Below are 25421 nucleotides of genomic sequence, written 5' to 3' on the forward strand. Positions count from 1 at the left end.
TCTTTTGACTACGGAAGATATTTTTCTAACAATGCCACGCTGAACAGGCAAAAGCAGGCTGTTCCGCCCTGCGCCAAGGGCTGCACGGCCTTCCCGGCAGGCCATGGCGTGTCGCGCCAGCGCCACAGCTGGCCCCGCCACTGTCGCATCTTGCGCATTTCTTTTCGCATGCCGCTGCACCACGCGGCGGGACAGCATGGCAAAATGCACTCACGCTACTGTCTATCCGATAAGGGGGAAAGAGGAAATGGTCGACCTGGAAGAACTACGCTATCTGGCACTGTCGTTTCCCGATACCACCGAGGAAGAACACCACGACCGTCCGGCCTTCCGCGTGGGCGGGAAGATCTTTGCCACCCTGCCCGACGATGAGCACATCAACGTTCTGCTCGATGCGGAAGCGGCGCATATCGCCACCGTCATCACCCCCGCCGGCTGCGAAAAGCTGTGGTGGGGCGAGCGCCTGGCGGGCATCACGGTGCGCCTGGCCGATGCCGAACTCGACATGCTGGCCGCCGCCCTGACGGCCGCATGGCGACGCAAGGCGCCCAGCGACCTGGCCAAGACCATCGATCAGGCCGGATAAACGACCCGGCTACATCGGCCAGTTGCGCAACAGCAGCGCCACCATCTGGTGCAGCTGTTCGCGCGAGACCCCGGCGGCGGCCTGGATGGCCATGCCCTGCGACAAGGTCACGACAAAGCGCGCCTGCTGCTCGGGGCAGGAGTCCGGCGGCAAATCGCCCTCCTGCTTCGCGCGCCGCAAACGGTCGCGCAGCTTGATTTCACCGCGCAGGCGGCGCGCAAACAATTCATCGCGGATCGGCAAGGCATCGTCGCTGCAGGCCAGCGCCGCATTCACGCCCATGCAGCCGTGCGGGCCGTCGGGCATGGTTTGCGCGTCGACATACTGCGTCAGCAAGGCTTCCACTACCTGGCGCGCCGTCGGCTGCTCCAGCGCCGCGTCGAAAAACCGCATGCGCGTATCGCTGTAGCGCTCCAGGGCCTTGTGAAACAATTGTTCCTTGTTGCCGAAAACCGCATACAGGCTGGGCCGGTTCATGCCCATGGCTTTCGTCAATTCGGGCAGCGAACTGCCTTCATAGCCTTTTTCCCAGAACACTTTCATGGCGCAATCGAGCGCCTCATCCGCGTCGAACGTGCGTGGCCGTCCCGTTTTCGCCTTCAGCGCTGGCTCTTTTTTCTCTTGTTTCATACCGTTCGGTAAAAAATTGTGACAAGGATTTTAATTCCCGGATATTATATACCGACCGGTTAAAAACCTCCCGCTATTCAGGAACCCACCATGCACGCACCCAACAACTCTTCGGCGCAGGCCAATACGCCCGCCGCCAGCGACGATACCGCCGCGGCGCCCTGGCTGGCCGTCCTGTCCGTCGGCATCGGCGCCTTTGCCCTCGTCACCTCCGAATTCCTGCCCGTCGGCCTGCTGCCCGCCATGGCCGCCGAACTGGCCATCAGCAAGGGCCAGGCGGGGCTGATGATCACCACGCCCGGCATCGTTGCCGCGTTTGCCGCCATCTTTGTCACCGTCGGTTCGGGCCGGCTGGACCGCCGCATCGTGCTGCTGGCCCTCACGGCCCTGCTGATCGCCTCGAACCTGCTGGTGGCGCTGGCGCCATCGTATGGCGCGATATTGCTGGGCCGCGCCATGCTGGGCGTGGGCGTGGGCGGTTTCTGGGCCATCGGCAGCGCCATCGGCCCGCGCCTCGTGTCGCCGCAGCACGCCTCGCGCGCCATGTCCATCATCTTTGCCGGCGTCTCGCTGGGCACGGTGGCGGGCGTGCCGGCCGGCGCGCTGGTGGGCGAACTGGTGGGCTGGCGGGTCGCCTTTGGCGCGGCCAGCGCCATCGCCGTGCTGGTCTTCATCGGCCAGCTGTTCCTGCTGCCCAAGCTGCCGCCGACGCAAGCCATCCGCCTGCGCCAGCTGCCGATGATTTTCGGCATCCGCAAGGCGCGCCTGGGGCTGATCGCCACGGCCATGCTGTTTACAGGCCAGTTCGCCGCCTATACGTATATCGCGCCCTTCCTCACGCAGGTGTCGCACCTGGCCGCCGGCACCGTCAGCGCCATGCTGCTGGTGTATGGCGCATCCGGCTTCATCGGCAATATCGTCGGCGGCTGGGCGGCCGGGCGCCACGAGCGTTCAGCCCTGATGGTGACGGGCGCCGTGCTGGGCGTGTCGACCCTGGCGCTGGCCGCGCTGGGCAGCCATCAGGTGACGGCGATGCTGCTGGTGGCGATCTGGGGCTTCGGCTTTGGCGCCATGCCGATCGCCGTGCAAACGTGGATGTTCAAGGCGGCGCCGCATTTGATGGAGGGCAGCAGCGCGCTGTTCGTGGCCATCGTGCAAGTATCGCTGGCGTCGGGTGCCTTGCTGGGCGGCCTGGCCGTCGATCACCTGGGCGTGGCCAGCGCCATGGTGGTGGGCGGCCTGTTTGCTCTCGGCTGCGCCTTGACCATCGGCATCTTCGGCAAGCCGCCAGCCACGGCAGCCGTGGTCGCTGGCGTGGCTGGCAAGGCAGGAGCTTGAGGCAATCTCAGATGCGTCCTCGGCGAAATTCACCGAGGAATTTTTTGACTTCGGCCGGCGTCATCACGACATCCGCATCGCCGTGATACGCATACAGGAAAGGTATGCCGCCCAAGCGGTCCGTCAGCTTGGCAAACAGCAAGAAACGGCTGCCCAGCGGATAGCGCTGCACGTCGCTCAGGCGGCGCGCGCACTGCACGGCCAGTTCCGGCGAAAAGGCCTGGCCCGCCACGGGGCGGATTTCCACCTTGCCATTGACGGACCGCGATTCGACGGCGACATGCCGGTATGCATAAGTATCTCGGGCCACGTTGCCACCTTGTCTTGAGTAAAGGCGCCATCTTAAGCGAAGTGGGCGCCTGCCGTGTTACTGCGCCACGATGCGCAGCAAGCGCCCGTTGTCTTCATCCGTCAGCGCATACAGATAGCCATCCGGCCCCTGGCGCACGTCGCGCACGCGCGCGCCGATGGCCAGGCGATCCTGGCCCGTCACCTTGCCGCTGGCATCGACGGCGATGCGGCGGATATCCTTGGCCGCCAGGCCGCCGCTGAACACGCTGCCGCGCCAGGCGGGAATCTTGTCGCCCGTGTAGAAGGCCAGGCCGGACGGTGCCGGCGACGGCACCCAGGCCACGCTCGGGTTGAGCATGCCCGCCACCTCGTGCTTGCCAACGGCTTCATGCGTCTTGTAGTCGGCGCCATAGCTTTGCAACGGCCAGCCATAGTTGCCGCCCGCCACCACCAGGTTCAGTTCATCGCCGCCATACGGGCCGTGTTCCGTGGCCCACACGCGGCCAGACACGGGATCGAGCGCCAGGCCCTGCACGTTGCGGTGGCCGTACGACCAGATTTCCGGCAAGGCGCCCTTGGCCGCCAGCGGGTTGCCGGGCGCGGGCTTGCCCTCGTCCGTCAGGCGCAGGATGGAACCCTGGTGCGTGGCCAGGTTCTGCGCCTGCTCGCGCGCCAGGCGGTCGCCGATGCGCAGCGGCGGGTTGCCGCCATCGGCCACGCTCATCAGCAAGCTGCCGTCCGGCAGCCACAGCAGGCGCGAACCGAAGTGCTGGCCGCCGCTCTTGTCCGTGGCCACCTTGAACAGGGTCTGGATGCCCGTCACCTTCTTGCCATCGAAGACGCCGCGCACCAGGGTCGTGCGGTTGGCATCATTGTTGCCCGTCGATAGCGTCATGTACACGCGGGGATTGGGCTTGCCGGCATCCTGCGGGTGGATGACGATATCGAGCAGGCCGCCCTGCCCGCCCGTAAAGACGGCCGGCATGCCTTCCAGCGCCACGTCGCTGAACGTCTTGCCATTCAGCAGGTGCAAGGTGCCCAGCTTGCTGGTAACGAGCGCGCGGCCCTCGCCCAGCCAGGCAATGCCCCACGGCTGGCGCACGCCCTGCGCGACAGTCTCGGCCTTCCAGCCCTGTTTGGCAGCGGGCGGCTCGCCCGTGGCTTGCAGTTCGGCGTGGGCGGGCATCGCGCAAGCCGCGAAGGCTCCCAGCAGCAGTGCGGTGGCAAGGTGTGTGCGCTTGATGATAGGCATCGGGAATTCTCCTGTGTCGTCAATGAAAAAAGGCGGCCGGGATGGTTTCCGCCACCCCGCCGCCTTTAAAAATAGCATACATTGCACGGCGGACGCGCCGCCGTTTTCATGCGATCAGCGATACACCAGATAGTATTTCGCGCGCGGCGTGCTTTTTACGGCGCCGCCCGTCTGCACCAGCGCCACCGGATCGCCGGCGGCAGTGTGGAAGACGCCGATACCATAGCTGGCTTCGCCGCCAATCACCGGCAGGCTGACGCTGCCCGCACCGAACAACAGCTCGCCGCTATATTTCTTGTAGCTGGTCTGATACGTCGTATCGTAGGCCGGATAAACATAGTCAAGCGAGCTTTCCATCAGCAGCACTTCCGCCTTGGTCGGCGAGTAGCTCATCGACTGCAGGCTATTGCTGAGACCACTGCTGCTGGTACCGAGAATAAAGCGCCCCACATATTTCAGCGTATCGGTATTGAAGTAGGTGCCATTTGCGGTAAACAACAGGTCTTCCTTCGGCGACAGGACGAACGGCGATGGCATGCTGTATTCGCTGTAGGTGCTACCGCTGGTCAGGATGGCATTCGTTGCCGGGTCGATCGTGAAATAGGCCAGACTTGAGTAACTGCCCTGCGAAAGAAACGCCTTGTTCTTCGATGTGGCAAACACGCCGCGCAAGGCGCCATAGAAACCGCCGCCACTGGAAAAATCCAGCGAAGGCAGAGCCTGCCCCGTACGGCCGTTAATGACCGCAATCGCCGGCCGCGCGGATGACACCAGCGTCTGGCCCGTGAGGAATACCACGCCGTCATTGCTAACAAACACTTCCGTTTGGGTGCCGCCAGTGCCCGTCGACTTCAGCAGGGTACCTGTCGCCAGGTCAACCAGGCTGACCACGCCATCATGCAGCACCCCCGCCAGCTTGCCATCCGGACTCAGATTGAAGGCCTTGACCGCCGCCGGCAGATTGACGCTGGTGAAGGTACCGTCCACCGGATTGATGACTTTCACGGCATCTGGCTCGGCAGTGACGACCACCAGGCGGTCAGCGGCCAGGCTATAACGCACGTCGACCGGCTTGAACGGCAGCGGCAGCACGCTGGACGTCGACGTGTACGCATTGAGCTTCAGGTAGGCAACCGCCGTCTGGCGGCCATTGCCTACCGTCAGCGACAGCACGTAGGCACCGGCCACATCCGGCGTAAAGGAAGGAATCGCCGCAGCACCTGCGCCGACGGTGGCCACGGAACCGGCGGGACGGCTGTCGACCGCCCAGGCATAGCTCAATTTGGCGCCGCCTTCGTCATAGCTGAGGATGCCGCTGGTGACCACAGGCTGGCCCACGGGTACGCTCTGATTGTCGCGGCTGACCACCGCCACAGTACCCTGGATCACGCCAGTAGGAATGCTGTTGTTGGCATCGAACTGGTACACCGTTTCGGCATACGCACCCTTGCCGTCCGCACCGCGGGCACGCACCGAATACCGGCCCAGCACATCGGGCGAAAAACGCGCCGCATGGCCGATGATGGTCAGCCGGGACGCGCTGGCGGACGGCTTGTCGATCAATTCCCAGGTGGTGGCAACCGCGTCGCCATCGGCGTCGGTACTGCCCGTGGCATCGAGGACGATGCCGGCACCAAGCGAGATCGACACGGCCGGCATGACGACCGGCTGTGCCGTGAAGGTGGCATTGACCACCACCACCGCATTCGGCACCCGATTATTGACCAGTACGGTTACATTTTTTTCAGCCGCACCACCCTTGCTATTGGTGAGCCGCAACTTGAAGACATAGGTCCCCAGCACATCGGCCTGGAAACTCACCTTGGCCACGCCAGGCGCTTCCAGGCTCAGCGCACTGCCTGCCGGCTTGGAGACGATGCTCCACGTAAAGCTGAGCGCATTGCCGTCAGCATCCTTGCTGCCGCTCGCATCGAGTTCAATCGGCGCACCCATGCTGCCAATGGCGTCGGCGCCTTCGGCAGCGGCGGAAACGGCTCCGGCAAACAGCACGGCCGGCTGCGGTGCTACGGCCACCGGCGGCGCGGGACTATCGCTCCCGCCTCCGCCACAACCAGCCAGCATCGACATGGCCAACAGGCTTGCACCCAGCCAGCGCACGACTGGTCCTTGCGTACAACACTTCATATGAATCCGTTCTCTCAGTACTTCCCGTGGTTATAAATGACGTCTTGTCGCGTCCAAAAAAATTGCCGAACGGATATTATCACGTAAATAATATTTAATTTTCACAAAAGATCACGTGGGAAACGTTTTTTTGAAGCGCCACCGGCCCTGACATTACACTTTGATGCTATGCAAAGGCTGGCGTAAGCGCCGGGCTGGCGCTGTAGCAGATTGATCCGGCACCCTGGCCAGCCTGCTGGCGCTGGCCAAGTCCGCCGCGCCACCATGCCGCAGCGCAAATGCACGGTGGCGCGCTGCGCCTGCAAGACAATGGCCCGGGATTGCCGTCCGTGCCGTGCCTGAGCGTGCGGCGGTGATGGTGATGGTGATGGTGATGGTGATGGTGATGGTGATGGTGATGGTGATGGTGATGGTGATGGTGATGGTGATGCTGATGCTGATGCTGATGTCGGATTACGCGCTTTGCGCTAATCCGACCTACCAGGGCGCGCATTGAGCGCCTAGGTCGGATGAGCACGGCACAGCCGTGCGTAATCCGACATATTGTTGATGACAGCAATAAGCCTGTTACGGCGAATTAGCGGCGGCGCGCCGCGTAAGCCCGACACACTGCTGATGCCTGCCCGGTTCAAGCCCGCAGCAGCAAGGCCACGGCTTCCGCCGCAATACCCTCTTCACGCCCCAGATAGCCCAGCTTTTCATTCGTCTTGGCCTTGATGTTGACGTGACCCACACTCACGCCCAGGTCTGCGGCCACGTTGGCGCACATGGCGGCGATGTGCGGCGCCATCTTCGGGCGCTGGGCGATGATGGTGGCGTCGATGTTGCCGATCACGTAGCCCGTCGCCTGCACGCGGCGCACGGCTTCGCGCAGCAGGGTGCGCGAATCGGCGCCCTTGAATTGCGCGTCCGTGTCGGGGAAATGGCGGCCGATGTCGCCCAGCGCGGCGGCGCCGAAAATGGCGTCCGTGATGGCGTGCAGCAGCACGTCGGCGTCGGAATGGCCGAGCAAGCCCAGGTGATGCGGAATCTTCACGCCGCCGATGATCAGGTCGCGGTTTTCCACGAGGGCGTGGCAGTCATAGCCCTGGCCGATGCGAAATGGGAGGTCGGGAGTGTTGGTGATCGTCATGCGCTCTTTCGGTTCAGGATTCAAGGATGGGCCAAATACATTTCGGCCGTGTGGATGTCACGCGGCAGGGTCACCTTCAGGTTGCGCGGGTGGCCCTCGACGAGTCTGGGCGCCAGGCCCAGCGCTTCGACGGCGCTGGCGTCGTCGGTAATCGCCTGCGGATCGGGCGCTTCGGACAAGGCCTTGTGCAACAAGGCATAGCTGAACATTTGCGGCGTCTGCGCCAGCCACAGGCCGTCGCGCGGCACTGTCTGCGCCGACATGGTGGCGGCACCCGTGCCCTGCCCCGCCCGCTTGACGGTATCGACCACGGGCAAGGCCAGCAAGCCGCCGGCCGGATGGTCGCCCACTTCGGTAATGAGTTTTTCGATCAGCGCCGGCGTCAGGCCGGGCCGCGCCGCGTCGTGCACCAGCACCTGGTCGTGCGCCTGCAGGCTGCCGTGCAAGGCTTGCAGGGCGTTCAAGATCGTTTCCATGCGCGTGGCGCCGCCGCAGCGCAGCACCGATACGCCAGACCCTGCGCCGTGCTCCTGCACCACCGAGTCGATCACGCCATCATCGGCGCTGACGACGACATACGTGTGCGCGATCAGGGGGCTGGCCATAAAGGCGTCGAGCGCGTGGCGCAGCATGGGCTTGCCGGCGATGGGTAAATATTGCTTGGGACTGCCCGCTTGCATGCGTGCGCCCACGCCGGCGGCGGGGATCAGCGCAAAGTAACGGACGCTATTCGGTACTGCTACTGTCATGCCATTCCTTGTCTAGTTGGCGGGCGCTGCCTTGCCCGCCAGGATGTTCTGGATGTCGCCCTTGCAGGCCTTGCCCAGGCGCGCATATTCCTGCGGAGAATCGATGGCCGCCTGCAAGGTTTCCACCTTGCGCATCTCCGCCTTGATGTAGGGCAACCAGCCCGTGTCGATCTCGCGCGCCAGCGCCGCCTTGGCCGTGCCGCGCGGCGCATACAGGGGGCGCGCCTCGAAGCGCCTGGCCAGCGCGGCGCGCACGGTCTTTTCCACCTTGGGCAAATGCTCCATATAGGTTTTCATGTGCCGCAGCTCATGCGCCAGTATCTCATCATACGCGCAGCTGCCGGGAGCGAACTCGCGTCCGATATAGATCACCACGGGCGCGTAGGTAATCTTGACGGTGATTTGCGGCGCCACGCATTCGTAGCCGCTGGCGGGGTCCTGCAGCATGGGACCGGCCAGGCCGATCTGCACCTGCGAATCCGTCTTCGTCAGGCCCAGCACCCAGGTGTTGGCGCGCGCCATGCCTTTCATTACCGTCAGCGCCTTGTACGGCAGATGCGTGTCGATGCTGTAGCCGTTCTGCTGCGCCGTCAGCACGGACACCGTCTTGCTGATGCTGTCTTCGCAGCGCACCTGGAACGGCGTGCGCGTCTGCGCCTGCGCACCGCAGGCGGCAGCCGCCAGCAACAGGAAGATGGCCGTGCGCATGGATGGAATCAGGCCGGCTGCCAGGCGCCGCTGGTGATCTTGTCGAGCCAGAAAATGCCGATCACGGTTTTCACGTCCGTGATGGTGCCATCCCTGACCCAGTCCAGCAGCTGCGGCACGGTGGCCGTGAACGTTTCCAGGAATTCACCGTCGTCGAGACGGCGCTCGCCCGCCACCAGGCCGCGCGCCAGGTACAGCTCCAGGTGCTCGTCCGAATAGGCGATGGCGTTATGGATGGTGGAGACGAATTGCCAGCTTGTTGCCGTGTAGCCTGTCTCTTCCAGCAGCTCGCGCTGGGCGCAGGCCAGGTGCGCTTCGCCCGCGTCGATCTTGCCAGCGGGGAATTCGATGAAGACCCGCTCCAGCGGATAGCGGTATTGGCGCTCCATCAGCACCGTACCATCGTCGAGCAGCGGCAGGATGACGACGGCACCCGGATGCAAAATGAATTCGCGCGCCGTGATCTTGCCGTCCGGCAGCGTCACCCGGTCGCGCTGCACGCGCAGGAAGCCACCCTCGTAGACGATCTCGCCGTCCACCTTGGTTTCAATCAATTGCGTATCAGTGGCTTGGGTATCCATGGAATTCCTTTATTCAATAAAAAACGGCGCCAGAGGCGCCGCTTTCGGAGGGTAGGAACACTGACAAAACCGTCGCGAGCGGCAGTGATTTGTGGCTGAGAAGCGGAGCTGTGCTGTAGCACAGTGAGCATCACAGGCCGCAAAGCGCGACGCGCAGCAGGTTTGATCAGCGTTCTAGCGGCGTTTGCGTAAATAACGGCTCACAAACCCCGGGAAAGCCAGCACCAGGAACAGGCAGCCGGTGATGGCATAGAACTCCCACGTCTGCGGGAAGCCGTTGCCGATGCGCGCTTCGAGCGCGAACGCCACGGCGCCGACGACGAAGTACAGCACCACCATCTCCAGCAGGCGCAGTGCCAGCGGCTTGCGCCAGCCCTGCTCCGCTGGTGCGGCCTTTTTCAAAGGCACGGCGGCAAACAGTTTCTCGTTAAAGAAAGGCAGGTTGGCGCCCAGGATGCCCAGGGCGATCACCAGCCAGCTGGAGACGGTGACATCCATCGGTCAGGACGCCAGGGTCTTGCTGATGGCCGAAGCGCAGGCCGCCAGGATGCTGTTCGGCATCACGCCCAGCGCCAGGACAAACACGCCGTTCAGGGCCAGCACCACGCGCATGTCGCCATGCACGACCAGCGCATTGCTGTCGGTCGGCTCGTCGAACCACATCATTTTCACGACGCGCAGGTAGTAGAAGGCGCCGATCAGCGAGAACAGCACGGCAGCGATGGTCAGCCACAGCTGGCCCGTGGCCAGCACGGAGGCCAGCACCGAGTACTTGGCCATGAAGCCCATCAGCGGCGGCACGCCGGCCAGCGAGAACATGAACAGGGTCATGACCAGCGCGAAGATCGGGCTGCGTTTGCCCAGGCCCTTGAAATCGGCCAGTTCTTCCGCTTCGAAACCGTTACGTGCCAACAACATGATCACGCCGAAGGTACCCAGGGTGGTGAACACATAGGTGATGACATAGTACATCGAGGCGCCGTAGGCGGTGGCTGCGCCAGCCGCGTTCAGGGTGTTGTTCGGCGCGTCAACGGTGCCCGACAGCAGACCCAGCAGAACGAAGCCCATTTGCGCAATGGTCGAATACGCGAGCATACGCTTCAGGTTGGTTTGCGCGATCGCGGTAAAGTTACCGATAGCCAGCGACATCACGGCCAGTACCAGCAGCATCTGCTGCCAGTCATGCGCCATCGGCAGCAAGCCCTCGCCCAGCAAACGCAGGGTGATGGCAAACGCGGCCAGTTTCGGCGCGCCGCCCAGCAGCAGGGTCACGGCCGTTGGCGAACCCTGATACACGTCAGGCACCCACATGTGGAATGGCACGACGCCCAGTTTGAAGGCCAGGCCGGCAACCAGGAAGACCAGGCCGAAGACCATGATGGTACCGTTGGTCTTGCCGTTTTCCAGCGCCACGCGCAGTTCGCCCAGGTCCAGGGTGCCGGACGCGCCGTACAGCATCGAGATACCGTACAACATGAAACCGGAAGCCAGTGCGCCCAGGATGAAGTATTTCATGGCCGCTTCCGTGGCCTTGGCATTGTCACGGCGCAGGGCGATCAGCGCGTACAGCGACAGCGACATCAGTTCCAGACCCAGGTAGATGATCAGGAAGTTGTTGGCCGAGATCATGATCATCTGGCCCAGCAGTGCAAACAGGGCCAGCACGTAGAACTCGCCGCCCAGGTTACCCGACAGCATGTTGCGGTCGGTAGCGTAGGCACGCGAGTAGATCAGGGTCAGCGCCACGGCGCCGTACGAGAACAGTTTCAGCAGCTGCGACATCGGGTCCGACACGAACATATTGTGGAACGTGTAGACGGTGGTGCCCGCGTTGAAGTCGCCCACGGTCAGCAAGGCGCAGCCGGCCAGGGTCAGCAAGGACAGCGCATAGGTAATCGTGCGCTTCGCCGCAGGCAAGAACATATCGATCAGCAAGAGCGCCGACGTGGCGATCAGCAGAAAGATTTCCGCGTACAGCGGTACCAGATTAGGTGCATTAGTCATGTTATCGGTCTTCTATTTAAGGCAACTTGCTGGTGGCGACATGCTGCAGCAGGTCAGCAACCGAAGTTTGCATCGTGTCGGTGAACGGGGCTGGGTACAGACCCATTACGAGCACGGCGATGGCCAGTACAGCAAGCATGAAGAATTCACGTTTGTTGATATCGGTCAGTTCAGCCACATGCTTGTTCTTGATCTTGCCGAACACCACGCGCTTGGCCATCCACAGCGAGTACGCCGCGCCCCAGATCAGTGCCGTTGCAGCCAGCAGACCAATCCAGAAGTTGTATTTCACCGCGCCCAGGATCACCATGAACTCGCCGACGAAGCCGGAGGTCGCTGGCAAGCCGCAGTTGGCCATCGAGAACAGCACGAAGAAGGCGGCAAATTTCGGCATGCGGTTCACGACGCCGCCGTAGTCGGCGATGTTGCGGGTATGCATGCGGTCATACAGCACGCCGATGCACAGGAACATCGCGCCGGAGATGAAGCCGTGCGAGACCATCTGCACGATACCGCCCTGCACCGAGATGTCGTTGAACATGAAGAAGCCGAGGGTGACAAAGCCCATGTGCGCGATCGACGAATAGGCGACCAGTTTTTTCATGTCCGTTTGCACCAAGGCAACCAGACCGATGTAGATCACCGCGATCAGCGACAGGGTGATCATGAAGCCCGACAGGTAGTGGCTGGCGTCCGGCGTGATCGGCAGCGAGAAACGCAGGAAGCCGTAGGCGCCCAGTTTCAGCATGATGGCGGCCAGCACGGCGGAGCCACCCGTTGGCGCTTCCACGTGGACGTCCGGCAGCCACGTGTGGACCGGGAACATCGGCACTTTGACGGCAAACGCCATCAGGAAGGCCAGGAAGATGAAGATCTGCTCGTTCATCGTCAGCTTGAACGCATGCCAGGCCAGGATGTCGAAGGTGCCCGACACATTGCGCAGGTAGATGATGGCAACCAGAGTCAGCAGCGAACCGAAGAAGGTGTACAGGAAGAACTTGAACGACGCGTACACGCGGTTCGAACCGCCCCAGATACCGATGATGATGAACATCGGGATCAGGGTTGCTTCAAAGAAGAAGTAGAACAGCAAGCCGTCCAGCGCGCAGAACACGCCGATCATCAGGCCCGACAGGATCAAAAACGATCCCATGTACTGGGCGATGCGCTTCTCGATCACTTGCCACGCCGAAATGACGACGATGACGGTGATGAAGGCCGTCAGTGGCACGAACCACAGCGACAGGCCGTCGATACCCAGCGAGTACCAGATATTGAAGGTTTCAATCCACGGTGCTTTTTCGACGAATTGCATGCCGTGTGCGGCGTTGTCGAAATGCTGGATCAGCGGCAAGGTGCACAGCATGCTGAGCACCGCGCCAGCCAGCGACAGCCAGCGGGTAAAGCCCGCTTTGCTGTCACGGCCGAGAGCCAGGACCAGGACGCCGCAAATGATCGGCACCCAGATCGACAGACTCAGGTAAGGAGGTAGTGTAGAAATCGTAGACTGCATCATGGTTCTCAGTATTCTTTTATCAGGTCAGCTTACTTAGCGGGCCAGAATGGCAGGAAATAGATCAGGAAGCCCAGCACGCCCAGGATCATCACGAATGCATAGTGATAGATGTAGCCGGTCTGCAGCACTCGCGACAGCGAGGACAGCCAGGCGACGACCTTGGCGCTACCGTTGACCAGCAGGCCATCGATCAGCTTCTTGTCACCGAAGTTCCACAGGCCATTACCCAGCAAGCGGGCACCGCCGGCGAACACGACTTCATTGAACTTGTCCATGTAGTACTTGTTGTCCAGCAGGGTGTGGATCGCGTGGAACTTGGCAAAGAACCAGGCCGGTACGCGCGGGTTGACCATGTAGCAGTAGTAGGCTGCCACCACGCCGGACAATGCCAGCCAGAACGGTGCCGTCGACAGGCCGTGGATCGCCATCGCCATTGCGCCGTGGAATTCATGCGACAACTCTTCCATTGCTGGATGGTTTTCGCCGACGAAGATCACGCCCTTGAAGAAATCGCCATGCAGCATCGGGCCGATCGTCAGGTAGCCGATGATCAGCGAAGGAATCGCCAGCATCACCAGCGGGAACCAGACGACGAATGGGGACTCGTGCGGCTTCTGGCCAGGTTCCAGACCGTGGTGCGCGTGGTCGTCCTCTTCCTCTTCGTGATGGTCGTCATGCGCGTGGGCATCATGCTTGGCCGCAGGCGCGTGATGGTCGTCGTGGCCGTGCGCGTGTGGCTGGCCGAAACGTTCCTTGCCATGGAAGACGAGGAAGTACATGCGGAACGAGTAGAAGGCAGTGACGAACACGCCAGCCAGCACGGCGAACTGGGCAAAGCCAGCGCCCCAGATGTGCGTTGCTTCGACGGCTTCGATGATGCTGTCTTTCGAGTAGAAACCGGAGAACAGCGGCGTGCCGATCAGGGCCAGCGAACCGATCAGGGAAGTGATCCAGGTGATAGGCATGTACTTGCGCAGGCCACCCATGTTGCGGATATCTTGATCGTGGTGCATGCCGATGATGACGGAACCGGCGCCCAGGAACAGCAGTGCCTTGAAGAATGCGTGCGTCATCAGGTGGAACACGGCCACCGAGTAGGCGGACGAACCGAGCGCCACGGTCATGTAGCCCAGCTGCGACAGGGTCGAGTAGGCGACGACGCGCTTGATGTCGTTCTGGATGATGCCCAGGAAGCCCATGAACAGTGCCGTGATGGAACCGATCACCAGGATGAAGGACAGTGCCGTGTCGGACAGTTCGAACAGCGGCGACATGCGCGAGACCATGAAGATACCGGCCGTCACCATCGTCGCGGCGTGGATCAGTGCCGAGATCGGGGTAGGACCTTCCATCGAGTCAGGCAGCCACACGTGCAGCGGGAACTGCGCCGACTTGCCCATCGCGCCGATGAACAGGCAGATGCAGGCCACGGTCAGCAGGGCCCAGTCGGTACCAGGCAGGCTCAACAGTGCCAGTTCGTCTTTCTTGGCGAACACTTCCTGGTAGTTCATGGTGCCGGCATAGGCCAGCAGCAGGCCAATGCCCAGGATGAAGCCGAAGTCGCCCACGCGGTTGACGAGGAACGCCTTCATGTTGGCCACGATGGCCGTCGGACGCTGGTACCAGAAACCGATCAGCAGGTAAGAGACCAGGCCCACGGCTTCCCAACCGAAGAACAGTTGCAGGAAGTTGTTGGCCATGACCAGCATCAGCATCGAGAACGTGAACAGCGAGATGTAGGCGAAGAAGCGGTTGTAGCCTTCGTCGTCCTTCATGTAGCCGATCGTGTAGATGTGCACCATCAGGGACACGAAGGTGACCACGCACATCATCATCGCCGACAGCGAATCGATCTGGAAGCCCACTTCCATCTTCAGGGTGCCGATCGTCATCCAGTTATAGATGGTGCCGTTGAACGTCGCGCCATCGAGTACGGCCAGCAGCGTGTGGACGGACAGGATGAGTGCAATCAGAACGCCCAGGATCGTCGCGGTATGCGACGTCTTGCGTCCGACCAAATTACCCAGGAACTGGGTGCCAAGCAAACCTGCAATCGCGGCACCGGCCAGCGGCGCCAGCGGTACGGCAAGAAGGAGGTTAGGGTTGAGGAGTTGCCCCGCCATGATGAACCTTAATCGTTATTATTCGAGAGATCGAGTCTGAAAAACATCAGCCTTTGAGGCTGTCCAGGTCTTCGACGTTGATGGTATCCAGATTACGGAACATCACCACCAGAATAGCCAGACCGATAGCCGACTCAGCGGCGGCAACCGTCAGGATGAAGAAAACGAAGATCTGACCGGCCGCGTCGCCCATGAAATGGGAGAACGCGATGAAATTCATATTCACCGCCAGCAGCATCAATTCGATTGCCATCAGCAATACGATGATGTTCTTGCGGTTCAGGAAAATACCGACGATCGAGATTGCGAACAGGATCGCGCCCAGGACCAGAAAATGTGTGAGCGATAATGTCATGGTGCCTCCTTAACTTCCGGCTCAGCCGCAGGACGCTCGACAACCGCGTCCATCTTGATGATCTTCAGGCGGTCGTTGCGCTTGACGCGCACGGCATCGCCTGGAGCGAAATGCTTGGTGTCCTTGCGTTTGCGCAGGGTCAGTGCAACGGCGGCAACGATGGCCACCAGCAGCACGACGGCGGCGATCTCGAAGGCGAACACGTATTTCGTGTAGATCAGCATGCCCAGTTCCTTGGTGCCGCCCAGGTTGACGTTCACCGGCGCGATGCTTGGCGCAAAGTTACGGAAACCGTGCCACAGGACCGCGGCCATTTCCAGCACGATGATCACGCCCACCGTCACGGACAACGGCAGATAGCCCCAGAAGCCTTCGCGCATGCGGTCGATATTGATATCGAGCATCATGACCACGAAGAGGAACAGCACCATCACGGCGCCGACATACACCAATACCAGCACGATGGCCAGGAATTCAGCTTGCAGCAGCATCCAGATGCCGGCCGCGGAGAAGAAGGACAGTACCAGAAACAGCACTGCGTGGACCGGATTACGGGCCGTGATGACGCGCGTCGCTGCCAGAATCAAGATCAGCGCGAAGGCGTAAAACAAAATTGTTTTAAAGTCCATAAAAAACCCAATAGACGTACAGATGAACGAGGGGCGCGCCGCAGCCTCTCAGCTGCGGCGCATCCATCAGCGATAAGGTGCGTCGGCGGCGCGCGCAGCGGCGATGTCATTTTCATAACGATCGCCTACGGCCAGCAACATCTCTTTCGTGTAATACAAATCCCCGCGTTTCTCGCCGTGGTATTCCAGGATTTGCGTCTCGACGATCGAATCGACCGGGCAGGACTCTTCGCAGAAACCGCAGAAGATGCACTTGGTCAAATCAATATCGTAACGCGTGGTGCGGCGCGAACCGTCGTCACGCTGTTCCGATTCGATCGTGATGGCCATCGCCGGGCAAACCGCTTCGCACAGTTTGCAGGCGATGCAACGTTCCTCGCCGTTCGGGTAGCGGCGCAGCGCGTGCAAGCCACGGAAACGCGGCGAGATCGGTGTCTTCTCTTCCGGGAATTGCACCGTGATCTTGCGCGAAAACATGTACTTGCCTGTCAGCGCCATGCCCTTGATCAGCTCGCCTAACAAGAGGCTGCTGAAGAAATCTTTTACCTTATCCATTCGTATGCACTCTCTTACTTCCAAATATTCCAGGATGTCTGCATCCAGGCAGCGACGAAGACCAGGTAGACCAGCGTCAACGGGATAAACACTTTCCAGCCGAGGCGCATGATCTGGTCATAACGGTAGCGTGGGAACGTACCGCGTACCCAGATGAACACCGAGACGATGAAGAAGGTTTTCGCGAACAGCCAGAAGAAGCCGCCGAAACCACCCCAGAACTCCAGGAAAGCAAATGGTGCGGACCAGCCACCGAGGAACATGATCGAAGCCAGCGCGCCGATCAGGATCATGTTGGCGTATTCGGCCAGCATGAACATGGCGTAGGCCATGCCCGAGTACTCGACCATGTGGCCGGCAACGATTTCCGACTCGCCTTCGACGACGTCGAACGGGTGGCGGTTGGCTTCAGCCAGGCCCGACACCAGGTAGATGACGAACATCGGCAGCAGCGGCAGCCAGTTCCACGACATGAAGTTCACGCCTTTTTCGGCGAAGTAGCCGATTTGCTGGCCGCCGACGATGTCGATGAAGTTCAGGCTGCCCGAGACCATCAGCACGATGACCATCACGAAGCCCATCGGGATTTCATACGAAATCATCTGTGCCGACGCACGCATGGCGCCCATGAACGAGTACTTCGAGTTCGAAGCCCAGCCGGCGATGATGATGCCGTAGACTTCCATCGAGGTAATCGCCAACAGCAGCAGCAAGCCCGCATTGACGTTGGCCAATACGGCTTCCGGACCGAAAGGCACGACCGACCAGGCGGCCAGGGCCGGCATGATGGTCATGATCGGGCCGATCACGAACAGGCCCTTGGCGGCCTTGGACGGGATGATGATCTCTTTGAACAAGAGTTTCAGCGCATCGGCGATCGGCTGCAGCAAGCCCAACGGGCCCACGCGGTTCGGACCGACGCGGATCTGGATCCAGCCGATCAGCTTGCGCTCCCACAAGGTGGCGTAAGCAACCAGGCCCATCAGCGGCAACAGCACGCACAGGATCTTGATCAGGGTCCAGAAGAAAGGCCAGCTGCCGCCCAGCAGTTCTTGGCCGCCGGCGTTGATGACGTTTACAAATTCAGGCAGAGCCATCAGATTTTCCCCTCTGCTGTTTCAACTGTGATGTCACCGAACATGCCGCCCAGGCCAGCCGTCGAGGCATGCGCCGCCGACACCTTGACCACATTGGCTGGCAGGCCGGCGTGAATGGCCGCCACCAGGATGGCGCTGCCGGAGCCTTGCGCCACTTTGACCTTGTCGCCCGCCTTGATGCCCAGCTTGCCAGCCAGTTCGGCGGACAGGTGGGCTTGCGGCGTGGCGCCATCGACCGTGCGTTGCAACGGTTCGGAGCGGCGTACCAGCGCGTCGGCGAAGTAGATCGGCACGTCGGCGATGCGTTGCAGCGCAGGCGAAGCCGGTGCGTAGCTTGCCGCTTCCGGCGCGTTCTTGGCGATGTTGTTCAGCTGTGCCGACAGGTCGGTCACGCCGGCACCAAACGCTTCGTCGCGGATCGCTTCGGAGGTGTCGTAGTCGAAACCGGCCAGGCCCAGGATGTTGCCCAGGACGCGCAGCACTTTCCAGGCTGGACGGGTTTCCGCCAGCGGTTTCACGGTGCCGTTGAAGCTTTGCGCGCGGCCTTCGCAGTTGACGAAGGTGCCCGAGGTTTCAGCGAACGGGGCGATCGGCAGCAAGACATCGGCGTAGTCCATGCCATGCTTGAAGGCCGACATCGCCACGACCATCTCGGCCTTGTCCAGGGCGGCGCGGGCCGCTTGTGGATTGGCAGCATCGAGTTCCGGCTCGGCGTGCAGCAGCACGTAGGCTTTTTTCGGTACGGCAAACGCAGCTTGCACGTTCGCGCGCGGCTTGGCGACCAGGTGCGCGCCAACCGTGTTGGCCGCTTCCGTCAGGTAGCCCAGGGTGGCGCCCGTCTGTTCGGCGATCCATTGCGCGGCAGCATGCAGTTGCGACGCTTGCGGGTGTTGCGTTGCCGCGTTACCCAGCAGCACGGCGCCGTGGTCGCCGGCCATCAGGCTGGCGGCGATGGCCACTGCCACGTCCGAAGCGGCAACCGCTTCAAAACCGGCTGGCGCGGCGATTTCTTTGGCTTTGGCAACAGCGGCGACCACTTCCGACAAGGCTGCCAGCCAGTCACTTGGCGCAACGATCATCTTGTTGGCGATGGTGATCAGCTGATCATCGTCGGAGGCGTGCAGGATCGACAGCTTGGCGCCGCCCTTGACGGACGCGCGCAAACGCGTGGCCAGCAATGGGTGATCCTTGCGCAGGAACGAGCCGATGACGAAGGCGCGCTTGATCTGGCCAAATTCGTTGATCGGCATGCCCAGCCATGGCTTGACGTTCGCGTCCAGCGCGAAGTCCGTCTGGCGCAGGCGGAAGTCGACGTTCTCGGAACCGAGACCGTGCGCGACCTTTTGCAGCAGGACCAGCTCTTCAACGGTCGAGTGCGGCGTTGCCAGCGCGGCGATGGCGTCGGCGCCATGTTCGTGCTTGATGTTTTTCAGGCCGTGCGCCACGTATTCCAGCGCCGTCTGCCAATCGACTTCTTTCCACTCGTTGCCCTGTTTCAGCATCGGCGAGGTCAGGCGTTCGGCACTGTCCAGCGCTTCATACGAGAAACGGTCCTTGTCCGAGATCCAGCATTCGTTGACGGCTTCGTTTTCCAGCGGCAGCACGCGCTTGACCTTGCCAGCTTTCACTTGCACGATCAGGTTCGAGCCGAGGCCGTCATGCGGGCTGACCGATTTGCGGCGCGACAGTTCCCACGTACGGGCGCTGTAGCGGAACGGCTTCGAGGTCAGTGCGCCGACCGGGCACAGGTCGATCATGTTGCCCGACAGTTCGGAGTCGACCGACTGGCCGACGAAGGACACGATTTCCGAGTGTTCGCCACGGCCGATCATGCCCAACTCCATCACGCCGGCCACTTCCTGGCCAAAGCGTACGCAGCGGGTGCACTGGATGCAGCGCGACATTTCCTGCATGGACACCAGCGGACCGGCTTCCTTCGGCGTCACAACGCGCTTGTCTTCCTTGTAGCGCGATTCGCTCTTGCCGTAGCCCACTGCCAAGTCTTGCAACTGGCACTCGCCGCCCTGATCGCAGATCGGGCAGTCGAGCGGGTGGTTAATCAGCAAGAATTCCATGACCGACTTTTGCGCCTGCACAGCTTTATCGCTGGCGGAACGCACGATCATGCCGGCACTGACCGGGGTCGCGCAAGCGGGCAAAGGCTTGGGGGCCTTTTCCACTTCGACCAGGCACATGCGGCAGTTCGCTGCGATCGACAATTTCTTGTGATAGCAGAAGTGCGGAATGTAGGTTCCCAATTTGTTGGCGGCGTCCATCACCATGCTACCAGCAGGGACTTCGACTTTTTTGCCGTCTATTTCGATTTCAACCATGGTGATCGTTACCTGACGCAGCTTAGATATATGCGGGCACTAAGCAATGCTTGTGCTCGATATGATATTCAAATTCTTCACGGAAATTCTTAATGAAGGCCCGTACCGGCATGGCAGCCGCATCGCCCAGCGCGCAAATAGTGCGACCCTGGATGTTGTCGGCGATCGAGTTGAGCATGTCCAGGTCGTCTGGACGACCCTGCCCCTGCTCGATGCGGTGCACCATGCGGTACATCCAGCCTGTGCCTTCACGGCAAGGCGTACACTGGCCGCACGATTCTTCAAAGTAGAAGTAGGACAGGCGTTCCAGCGCCTTTACCATGCAGCGTGTTTCGTCCATCACGATGACGGCGCCCGAACCCAGCATCGAACCGGCTTTCGCGATCGAGTCGTAGTCCAGGTCGGTCTGCATCATGATGTCGCCGCGGATCACCGGAGCGGACGAACCGCCAGGGATCACGGCCTTGATCTTTTTGCCACCGCGCATGCCGCCTGCCAGTTCCAGCAGGGTCGCAAACGGGGTGCCGAGCGGCACTTCATAGTTGCCCGGTTTTTCCACGTCGCCCGAGATCGAGAAGATCTTCGAACCGCCGTTGTTCGGCTTGCCCATCGCCAGGTATTTCTCTGGACCGATGTTCAGCACGAATGGCACGGCCGCGAAGGTTTCCGTGTTATTGATCGTCGTCGGCTTGCCGTACAGGCCAAACGAGGCAGGGAAAGGCGGCTTGAAGCGCGGCTGGCCTTTCTTGCCTTCCAGCGACTCCAGCAGGGCCGTTTCTTCGCCGCAGATGTAGGCGCCATAACCATGGTGCGCATGCAACTGGAACGAGAATTCGCTGCCCATGATCTTGTCGCCCAGGAAGCCGGCGGCGCGCGCCTCTTCCAGCGCTTCTTCGAAACGCAGGTATTCCTGGAAGATCTCGCCGTGGATGTAGTTGTAACCTACGGTGATGCCCATGGCGTACGCGCCAATGGCCATGCCTTCGATCAGCGCATGGGGATTGTAACGAATGATGTCACGGTCCTTGAAAGTACCCGGCTCGCCTTCATCTGTATTGCAGACGAGGTATTTTTGACCCGGGAACTGGCGCGGCATGAAGCTCCACTTCAGGCCGGTAGGGAAACCCGCGCCGCCACGGCCGCGCAAGGACGAAGCCTTGAGGTCGGCGATGATCTGTTCCGGCGTGATTTTCTCTTCCAGGATACGCCGCAGGGCGCTATAGCCGCCGCGGTTCACATAATCTTGCAAATGCCAGTTCTTGCCATCCAGATCCTTCAGGATCAATGGATCGATATGGCGGTTGTGGAGTGACGTCATTTCTTGAGTTCCTCCAGCATGGCGTCGATCTTCTCGTTCGACATCCAGCTGCACATGGTTTTATTGCTGACCAGCAAGACAGGCGCATCGCCGCAGGCACCCATGCACTCGCCTTCAACCAGGGTGAACTGGCCGTCAGCGGTGGTTTCGCGGAAATCGATACCCAGCTTCTGCTTCAGGTACTCTGCAGCGCGCACGCCGCCCGACAGGGCGCATGGCAAGTTTGTGCACACGGTGATCTTGTGCTTGCCCACGGGCTTCACGTTGTACATATTGTAGAACGTGGCAACTTCCTGCACGGCAATCGCCGGCATGCCGATGTAATCGGCCAGTTCCTTCATGGTTTCCGGTGCCAGCCAGCCCAGTTCATCCTGGGCATGCGCCAGCGCGGCCATGACGGCGGATTGACGCTGGTCGGCCGGGTACTTGGCCAACTCACGGTCAATTTTCTTATAGCATTGCTCTGATAACAACATACTTTTTGCCTCTTAGCGGTCAATACTGCCGAACACGATATCTTGCGTACCGATGATGGTCACGGCGTCGGCAAGCATGTGCCCACGCGCCATCTCGTCGAGCGACTGCAAGTGGGCGTAGTCCGGTGCGCGCAGTTTCATGCGGTACGGCTTGTTGGCGCCATCGGACACCAGGTACACGCCGAACTCGCCCTTCGGGTGCTCCACGGCGCTGTAGGCCTCGCCTGGCGGCACGTGGAAACCTTCGGTAAACAGCTTGAAGTGGTGAATCAAGGATTCCATGTTGGTCTTCATGTCGACACGGCCCGGAGGCGCCACCTTGCGGTTGCTGGTCATGACAGGACCTTCATTGTTGCGCAGCCACTCCACGCATTGCTTGATGATGCGGTTCGACTGGCGCAGCTCTTCCACGCGGACCAGGTAGCGGTCGTAGCAATCGCCGTTGGTGCCGATAGGAATGTCGAAGTCCATCAGGTCGTACACTTCGTACGGCTGTTTCTTGCGCAAGTCCCACTGCACGCCGGAGCCGCGCAGCATGGCGCCCGTAAAGCCCATGGCCAGCGCATCTTCCGGCGAGACCACGCCGATGCCGACGGTCCGTTGCTTCCAGATTCGATTATCGGTCAACAGCGTTTCGTACTCGTCCACCGAATTCGGGAAACGGCGCGCGAAGTCTTCGATGAAGTCCAGCAGCGAACCCTGGCGGTTTTCGTTCAGCTTGCCGATGGCCTTGGCGTTGCGGATGATCGACGCCTTGTGCTGCGGCATCGCGTCCGGCAGGTCGCGGTACACGCCGCCCGGACGGTAGTAGGCCGCGTGCATGCGCGCGCCCGACACTGCCTCGTAGGCGTCGAACAAGTCTTCGCGGTCGCGGAAGCAATACAGGAACGGGCCCATGGCGCCAACGTCCAGCGCGTGGGTGCCGAGCCACATCAGGTGGTTCAGGATACGCGTCATCTCGTCGAACATGACGCGGATGTATTGCGCGCGCAGCGGCACTTCCAGGCCCAGCATCTTTTCGATGGCCATCACGTACGCGTGCTCATTGCACATCATCGACACATAGTCGAGACGGTCCATGTACGGCACGGATTGCAGATAGGTCTTCTGTTCGGCCAGCTTTTCGGTGGCGCGGTGCAGCAGGCCGATATGCGGGTCGGCACGCTGGATGACTTCGCCATCCATCTCCAGCACCAGGCGCAGCACACCGTGCGCGGCCGGATGCTGTGGCCCAAAGTTCAGGGTGTAGTTCTTAATCTCAGCCATTATTTCATCCCGTAATGTTCTTCGCGGATCACGCGCGGCACGTTTTCCCGCGGCTCGATCGTCACGGGCTGGTAAATCACGCGCTTTTGTTCCGGATCGTAGCGCATCTCGACATAGCCGGAGACGGGGAAATCCTTGCGGAACGGATGGCCGATGAAACCGTAGTCGGTCAGCAGGCGGCGCAAGTCGTTGTGGCCTTCGAAGAGGATGCCCAGCAGGTCGAATGCTTCGCGCTCGTACCAGTTGACGGCGCGCCAGATACCCACCACGGAAGGCAGCAGCGGCATGTCGTCGTCCGGTGCGAACACGCGCACGCGCACGCGCCAGTTGTGCTTGACCGACAGCAAGTGCGAAACGGCCGCGTAACGCAGGCCATCCCAGCTGCCATCGCCATAGGTCGAGTAATCGACGCCGCACAGATCGATCAATTGCTCGAAGTGCAGGGCCGGATCGTCGCGCAGGGTCTGCATCACGCCCAGGTAGTCTTCCGCCTTGACCAGCAAGGTGACTTCGCCCAGGGTAACCGTGGTGCTAACGCGTTCGCCCAGGGCAGTGCCGAGGGCGTTTTGCAGTACTTCTAAATGTGTTGTCATAATCTGAAGCGGCCCGGTTAGCGTGCGATCGTGCTGGTACGCTTGATCTTGTTCTGCAACTGCATGATGCCGTACAGCAGGGCTTCAGCCGTCGGAGGACAGCCAGGCACATACACGTCGACGGGCACGATGCGGTCGCAGCCGCGCACCACAGAGTAGGAGTAATGGTAGTACCCGCCGCCATTGGCGCAGGAACCCATGGAGATGACCCAGCGTGGCTCCGCCATCTGGTCGTAGACCTTGCGCAGGGCCGGCGCCATCTTGTTGCACAGGGTACCGGCAACGATCATGACGTCGGACTGACGCGGCGACGGACGAAACACGACGCCGAAACGGTCCATATCGTAGCGGGCTGCGCCCACATGCATCATTTCGACCGCACAGCAGGCCAGACCGAACGTCATCGGGAACATAGACCCGGTGCGCGCCCAGTTGATCAGCTTGTCGGCCGAGGTGGTGATGAAACCTTCGCTTAATACGCCTTCAATAGCCATGGCTTATTCCCAGTCAAGGGCACCTTTCTTCCAAATGTACCAAAATCCGACCACGAATTCAGCGATGAACACCATCATCGTGACGAAACCGGCCCAACCCAGGTCGCGCATTGCAACGCCCCACGGGAAGAAGAATGCCGTTTCCAGATCGAACAAAATAAACAGGATTGCGACCAGATAGTAGCGCACATCAAATTTCATGCGCGCGTCTTCGAATGCTTCAAAGCCACATTCGTACGGGGAGAGTTTTGCTGCGTCAGGCTTGTTAGGACCTAACAGGCGCCCCAGGAGCTGGGGCGCGATGCCGACACCGAGGCCGACAAGAATAAACAGCAGGACGGGGAAGTAATTTTCGAGGTTCACGATTGATGAGCTTATATTGAACGATCGGTTAAATGAGGACACTGCGATCATTTGCAGCGTATCTAACGCACGACCCCAATCAAAGCTAAGACCAGGATCGAACGACACATCCTCGTAAAAAAAGCCAGCAACTTTGTACGAGCCATGGCTCGTGCGCCGTTGCTGGCTTCTGATTTCTGGTGCCGACGACGAGACTCGAACTCGTACAGCTTTCGCCACTACCCCCTCAAGATAGCGTGTCTACCAATTTCACCACGTCGGCGGTAAGGCCCGTATTCTACTCTGCTTTGGCGCTAAAGTTAATGCACAAATGCATCAAAACACAGATAAAAACGATAAATTTTTACATCTTCCAGCGCGCCACGATTTTTTCCTGCCGCGCTGCCAAAACATTGAGCAATAATCTGCCCGTAATGAGAATTACTCTCGATGAGGTATCGAGTTACTACTCAGCGACTATCGAATTACTTCGGAATCGCGCCGGCCGGGGTGCTGGCAACTGGTGCCGCCGCAGCCGGAGTGCTGGCCGCTGGTGCCGCAGGGGCTGCAGGTACCGTCGTCGGGATCGCGCCCGCGCCGGTCACCGGCACTGGCTTGACAACTTTATCCATCACGCCGCCGCCCACCGTGGTGGCGCGCTGATTGGCCATCAGCGACAGGGCCAGCGTGGCGCCGAAGAAGATCGCGGCGGCAACGCCGGTCGACTTGGACATGAAGTTCGACGAACCCGTCGCACCAAACAGGCTGCCCGATGCGCCCGAACCGAAGGCGGCGCCCATGTCGGCGCCCTTGCCGTGCTGCAGCAACACCAGCGCGATAATCGACAAAGCCGAGATAACCTGTACTACCACTACCAGATTGAACATCATGTTCATTGCAATTCCATT

Annotated in this window: 27 protein-coding genes and 1 tRNA gene; 3 read left to right on the top strand and 25 right to left on the bottom strand. The window is 60.9% G+C overall.

Going from position 1 to position 25421, the window contains the following annotated elements; genetic code table 11:
* Positions 1-196: 196 nt before the first annotated feature.
* Positions 197-586, top strand: a complete 390-nt coding sequence (locus tag ACQ4WR_RS14345) for an MmcQ/YjbR family DNA-binding protein (RefSeq protein WP_258003009.1) — start codon at positions 197-199, stop codon at positions 584-586.
* A gap of 9 nt (positions 587-595) precedes the next feature.
* Here ACQ4WR_RS14345 and ACQ4WR_RS14350 read toward each other — a convergent pair whose 3' ends face one another.
* Positions 596-1216, bottom strand: coding sequence for a TetR/AcrR family transcriptional regulator (locus ACQ4WR_RS14350; RefSeq protein WP_102295163.1), 621 nt, complete (start codon positions 1214-1216; stop codon positions 596-598).
* A 90-nt stretch (positions 1217-1306) separates the two neighbouring features.
* Here ACQ4WR_RS14350 and ACQ4WR_RS14355 point away from each other — a divergent pair, with 90 nt between their 5' ends.
* Positions 1307-2554: an MFS transporter gene (locus tag ACQ4WR_RS14355; protein WP_436488022.1), complete on the top strand. Its 1248-nt coding sequence runs from the start codon at positions 1307-1309 to the stop codon at positions 2552-2554.
* A 7-nt stretch (positions 2555-2561) separates the two neighbouring features.
* On the opposite strand, the gene ACQ4WR_RS14360 is transcribed toward ACQ4WR_RS14355, so the two are convergent.
* The 3 genes from ACQ4WR_RS14360 to ACQ4WR_RS14370 form a co-directional block, all read right to left on the bottom strand.
* The gene (locus tag ACQ4WR_RS14360; protein WP_436488023.1) at positions 2562-2864 is read right to left on the bottom strand and encodes a hypothetical protein; all 303 of its coding nucleotides are present in this window, start codon (positions 2862-2864) and stop codon (positions 2562-2564) included.
* Positions 2865-2921: 57 nt separating this feature from the next.
* Positions 2922-4097 carry a PQQ-dependent sugar dehydrogenase gene (locus tag ACQ4WR_RS14365; RefSeq protein WP_436488025.1) on the bottom strand — a complete coding sequence of 392 codons (1176 nt, stop codon included), beginning with the start codon at positions 4095-4097 and terminating at the stop codon, positions 2922-2924.
* A 114-nt stretch (positions 4098-4211) separates the two neighbouring features.
* Positions 4212-6131, bottom strand: a complete 1920-nt coding sequence (locus ACQ4WR_RS14370) for a PKD domain-containing protein (RefSeq protein ID WP_436488027.1) — start codon at positions 6129-6131, stop codon at positions 4212-4214.
* Between the two features lie 445 nt (positions 6132-6576).
* On the opposite strand from ACQ4WR_RS14370, the gene ACQ4WR_RS14375 reads away from it, so the two are divergent.
* Positions 6577-6738: a hypothetical protein gene (locus ACQ4WR_RS14375; protein WP_436488029.1), complete on the top strand. Its 162-nt coding sequence runs from the start codon at positions 6577-6579 to the stop codon at positions 6736-6738.
* A 132-nt stretch (positions 6739-6870) separates the two neighbouring features.
* On the opposite strand, the gene ispF is transcribed toward ACQ4WR_RS14375, so the two are convergent.
* The 21 genes from ispF to secG form a co-directional block, all read right to left on the bottom strand.
* Complete coding sequence (ispF, locus tag ACQ4WR_RS14380) at positions 6871-7374, bottom strand: 2-C-methyl-D-erythritol 2,4-cyclodiphosphate synthase (protein ID WP_436488031.1); 504 nt, start codon at positions 7372-7374, stop codon at positions 6871-6873.
* A 20-nt stretch (positions 7375-7394) separates the two neighbouring features.
* Complete coding sequence (gene ispD, locus ACQ4WR_RS14385; RefSeq protein WP_436488033.1) at positions 7395-8123, bottom strand: 2-C-methyl-D-erythritol 4-phosphate cytidylyltransferase; 729 nt, start codon at positions 8121-8123, stop codon at positions 7395-7397.
* A gap of 12 nt (positions 8124-8135) precedes the next feature.
* Complete coding sequence (locus ACQ4WR_RS14390) at positions 8136-8831, bottom strand: hypothetical protein (RefSeq protein WP_436488035.1); 696 nt, start codon at positions 8829-8831, stop codon at positions 8136-8138.
* 8 nt (positions 8832-8839) lie between these two features.
* A complete protein-coding gene (locus tag ACQ4WR_RS14395) occupies positions 8840-9412 on the bottom strand; it encodes an NUDIX domain-containing protein (RefSeq protein WP_102295147.1) in 573 nt (190 codons plus the stop codon).
* A 174-nt stretch (positions 9413-9586) separates the two neighbouring features.
* A complete protein-coding gene (locus ACQ4WR_RS14400) occupies positions 9587-9910 on the bottom strand; it encodes a DUF2818 family protein (RefSeq protein WP_102295145.1) in 324 nt (107 codons plus the stop codon).
* A gap of 3 nt (positions 9911-9913) precedes the next feature.
* Positions 9914-11416, bottom strand: coding sequence for an NADH-quinone oxidoreductase subunit NuoN (gene nuoN, locus ACQ4WR_RS14405; RefSeq protein WP_436488038.1), 1503 nt, complete (start codon positions 11414-11416; stop codon positions 9914-9916).
* Positions 11417-11432: 16 nt separating this feature from the next.
* The gene (locus tag ACQ4WR_RS14410) at positions 11433-12932 is read right to left on the bottom strand and encodes an NADH-quinone oxidoreductase subunit M (protein ID WP_092795020.1); all 1500 of its coding nucleotides are present in this window, start codon (positions 12930-12932) and stop codon (positions 11433-11435) included.
* Between the two features lie 29 nt (positions 12933-12961).
* Entirely contained in the window at positions 12962-15055 is a 2094-nt protein-coding gene (gene nuoL, locus ACQ4WR_RS14415) for an NADH-quinone oxidoreductase subunit L (protein WP_102295139.1), read from the bottom strand.
* 46 nt (positions 15056-15101) lie between these two features.
* Positions 15102-15410, bottom strand: a complete 309-nt coding sequence (gene nuoK / locus ACQ4WR_RS14420) for an NADH-quinone oxidoreductase subunit NuoK (protein ID WP_010399724.1) — start codon at positions 15408-15410, stop codon at positions 15102-15104.
* Positions 15407-16039 (bottom strand): NADH-quinone oxidoreductase subunit J, encoded by a 633-nt coding sequence (locus ACQ4WR_RS14425; RefSeq protein WP_102295138.1) that lies wholly within the window; start codon positions 16037-16039, stop codon positions 15407-15409. Before ACQ4WR_RS14425 ends, nuoK begins: the two co-directional genes overlap by 4 nt.
* A 66-nt stretch (positions 16040-16105) precedes the next feature.
* Positions 16106-16594 carry an NADH-quinone oxidoreductase subunit NuoI gene (gene nuoI / locus ACQ4WR_RS14430; RefSeq protein WP_010399726.1) on the bottom strand — a complete coding sequence of 163 codons (489 nt, stop codon included), beginning with the start codon at positions 16592-16594 and terminating at the stop codon, positions 16106-16108.
* 14 nt (positions 16595-16608) lie between these two features.
* Entirely contained in the window at positions 16609-17691 is a 1083-nt protein-coding gene (gene nuoH / locus ACQ4WR_RS14435; protein WP_436488041.1) for an NADH-quinone oxidoreductase subunit NuoH, read from the bottom strand.
* Positions 17691-20024 (bottom strand): NADH-quinone oxidoreductase subunit NuoG, encoded by a 2334-nt coding sequence (gene nuoG / locus ACQ4WR_RS14440; protein WP_436488043.1) that lies wholly within the window; start codon positions 20022-20024, stop codon positions 17691-17693. Before nuoG ends, nuoH begins: the two co-directional genes overlap by 1 nt.
* 22 nt (positions 20025-20046) lie before the next feature.
* On the bottom strand, positions 20047-21342 hold the full coding sequence (gene nuoF / locus ACQ4WR_RS14445; RefSeq protein ID WP_010399729.1) for an NADH-quinone oxidoreductase subunit NuoF: 1296 nt from the start codon (positions 21340-21342) through the stop codon (positions 20047-20049).
* A complete protein-coding gene (nuoE, locus tag ACQ4WR_RS14450; protein WP_035820520.1) occupies positions 21339-21818 on the bottom strand; it encodes an NADH-quinone oxidoreductase subunit NuoE in 480 nt (159 codons plus the stop codon). Before nuoE ends, nuoF begins: the two co-directional genes overlap by 4 nt.
* A 12-nt stretch (positions 21819-21830) precedes the next feature.
* On the bottom strand, positions 21831-23084 hold the full coding sequence (locus tag ACQ4WR_RS14455) for an NADH-quinone oxidoreductase subunit D (RefSeq protein ID WP_034749992.1): 1254 nt from the start codon (positions 23082-23084) through the stop codon (positions 21831-21833).
* Positions 23084-23677: an NADH-quinone oxidoreductase subunit C gene (locus ACQ4WR_RS14460; RefSeq protein WP_102295135.1), complete on the bottom strand. Its 594-nt coding sequence runs from the start codon at positions 23675-23677 to the stop codon at positions 23084-23086. The genes ACQ4WR_RS14455 and ACQ4WR_RS14460 overlap by 1 nt, the downstream gene beginning before the upstream one ends.
* Positions 23678-23694: 17 nt before the next feature.
* Positions 23695-24171 carry a NuoB/complex I 20 kDa subunit family protein gene (locus ACQ4WR_RS14465; RefSeq protein ID WP_010399733.1) on the bottom strand — a complete coding sequence of 159 codons (477 nt, stop codon included), beginning with the start codon at positions 24169-24171 and terminating at the stop codon, positions 23695-23697.
* A 3-nt stretch (positions 24172-24174) separates the two neighbouring features.
* Complete coding sequence (locus ACQ4WR_RS14470) at positions 24175-24534, bottom strand: NADH-quinone oxidoreductase subunit A (RefSeq protein WP_071326314.1); 360 nt, start codon at positions 24532-24534, stop codon at positions 24175-24177.
* A gap of 177 nt (positions 24535-24711) precedes the next feature.
* Positions 24712-24796: transfer RNA gene (locus ACQ4WR_RS14475), tRNA-Leu, on the bottom strand.
* 202 nt (positions 24797-24998) lie between these two features.
* Positions 24999-25409: a preprotein translocase subunit SecG gene (secG, locus tag ACQ4WR_RS14480; RefSeq protein WP_436488046.1), complete on the bottom strand. Its 411-nt coding sequence runs from the start codon at positions 25407-25409 to the stop codon at positions 24999-25001.
* Between the last annotated feature and the right edge of the window lie 12 nt (positions 25410-25421).

It is taken from the genome of Janthinobacterium amylolyticum (assembly GCF_051380655.1).
Classification (GTDB): domain Bacteria; phylum Pseudomonadota; class Gammaproteobacteria; order Burkholderiales; family Burkholderiaceae_D; genus Janthinobacterium.

What these genes read in the sequence shown, in the direction of transcription:
- ACQ4WR_RS14345 (WP_258003009.1), top strand. Translation starts at nt 197, where the DNA reads ATGGCAAAATGCACTCACGCTACTGTCTATCCGATAAGGGGGAAAGAG.
- ACQ4WR_RS14350 (WP_102295163.1), bottom strand. Translation starts at nt 1,216, where the DNA reads ATGAAACAAGAGAAAAAAGAGCCAGCGCTGAAGGCGAAAACGGGACGG.
- ACQ4WR_RS14355 (WP_436488022.1), top strand. Translation starts at nt 1,307, where the DNA reads ATGCACGCACCCAACAACTCTTCGGCGCAGGCCAATACGCCCGCCGCC.
- ACQ4WR_RS14365 (WP_436488025.1), bottom strand. Translation starts at nt 4,097, where the DNA reads ATGCCTATCATCAAGCGCACACACCTTGCCACCGCACTGCTGCTGGGA.
- ispF (WP_436488031.1), bottom strand. Translation starts at nt 7,374, where the DNA reads ATGACGATCACCAACACTCCCGACCTCCCATTTCGCATCGGCCAGGGC.
- ispD (WP_436488033.1), bottom strand. Translation starts at nt 8,123, where the DNA reads ATGACAGTAGCAGTACCGAATAGCGTCCGTTACTTTGCGCTGATCCCC.
- ACQ4WR_RS14390 (WP_436488035.1), bottom strand. Translation starts at nt 8,831, where the DNA reads ATGCGCACGGCCATCTTCCTGTTGCTGGCGGCTGCCGCCTGCGGTGCG.
- ACQ4WR_RS14395 (WP_102295147.1), bottom strand. Translation starts at nt 9,412, where the DNA reads ATGGATACCCAAGCCACTGATACGCAATTGATTGAAACCAAGGTGGAC.
- ACQ4WR_RS14400 (WP_102295145.1), bottom strand. Translation starts at nt 9,910, where the DNA reads ATGGATGTCACCGTCTCCAGCTGGCTGGTGATCGCCCTGGGCATCCTG.
- nuoN (WP_436488038.1), bottom strand. Translation starts at nt 11,416, where the DNA reads ATGACTAATGCACCTAATCTGGTACCGCTGTACGCGGAAATCTTTCTG.
- ACQ4WR_RS14410 (WP_092795020.1), bottom strand. Translation starts at nt 12,932, where the DNA reads ATGATGCAGTCTACGATTTCTACACTACCTCCTTACCTGAGTCTGTCG.
- nuoL (WP_102295139.1), bottom strand. Translation starts at nt 15,055, where the DNA reads ATGGCGGGGCAACTCCTCAACCCTAACCTCCTTCTTGCCGTACCGCTG.
- nuoK (WP_010399724.1), bottom strand. Translation starts at nt 15,410, where the DNA reads ATGACATTATCGCTCACACATTTTCTGGTCCTGGGCGCGATCCTGTTC.
- ACQ4WR_RS14425 (WP_102295138.1), bottom strand. Translation starts at nt 16,039, where the DNA reads ATGGACTTTAAAACAATTTTGTTTTACGCCTTCGCGCTGATCTTGATT.
- nuoI (WP_010399726.1), bottom strand. Translation starts at nt 16,594, where the DNA reads ATGGATAAGGTAAAAGATTTCTTCAGCAGCCTCTTGTTAGGCGAGCTG.
- nuoH (WP_436488041.1), bottom strand. Translation starts at nt 17,691, where the DNA reads ATGGCTCTGCCTGAATTTGTAAACGTCATCAACGCCGGCGGCCAAGAA.
- nuoG (WP_436488043.1), bottom strand. Translation starts at nt 20,024, where the DNA reads ATGGTTGAAATCGAAATAGACGGCAAAAAAGTCGAAGTCCCTGCTGGT.
- nuoF (WP_010399729.1), bottom strand. Translation starts at nt 21,342, where the DNA reads ATGACGTCACTCCACAACCGCCATATCGATCCATTGATCCTGAAGGAT.
- nuoE (WP_035820520.1), bottom strand. Translation starts at nt 21,818, where the DNA reads ATGTTGTTATCAGAGCAATGCTATAAGAAAATTGACCGTGAGTTGGCC.
- ACQ4WR_RS14455 (WP_034749992.1), bottom strand. Translation starts at nt 23,084, where the DNA reads ATGGCTGAGATTAAGAACTACACCCTGAACTTTGGGCCACAGCATCCG.
- ACQ4WR_RS14460 (WP_102295135.1), bottom strand. Translation starts at nt 23,677, where the DNA reads ATGACAACACATTTAGAAGTACTGCAAAACGCCCTCGGCACTGCCCTG.
- ACQ4WR_RS14465 (WP_010399733.1), bottom strand. Translation starts at nt 24,171, where the DNA reads ATGGCTATTGAAGGCGTATTAAGCGAAGGTTTCATCACCACCTCGGCC.
- secG (WP_436488046.1), bottom strand. Translation starts at nt 25,409, where the DNA reads ATGAACATGATGTTCAATCTGGTAGTGGTAGTACAGGTTATCTCGGCT.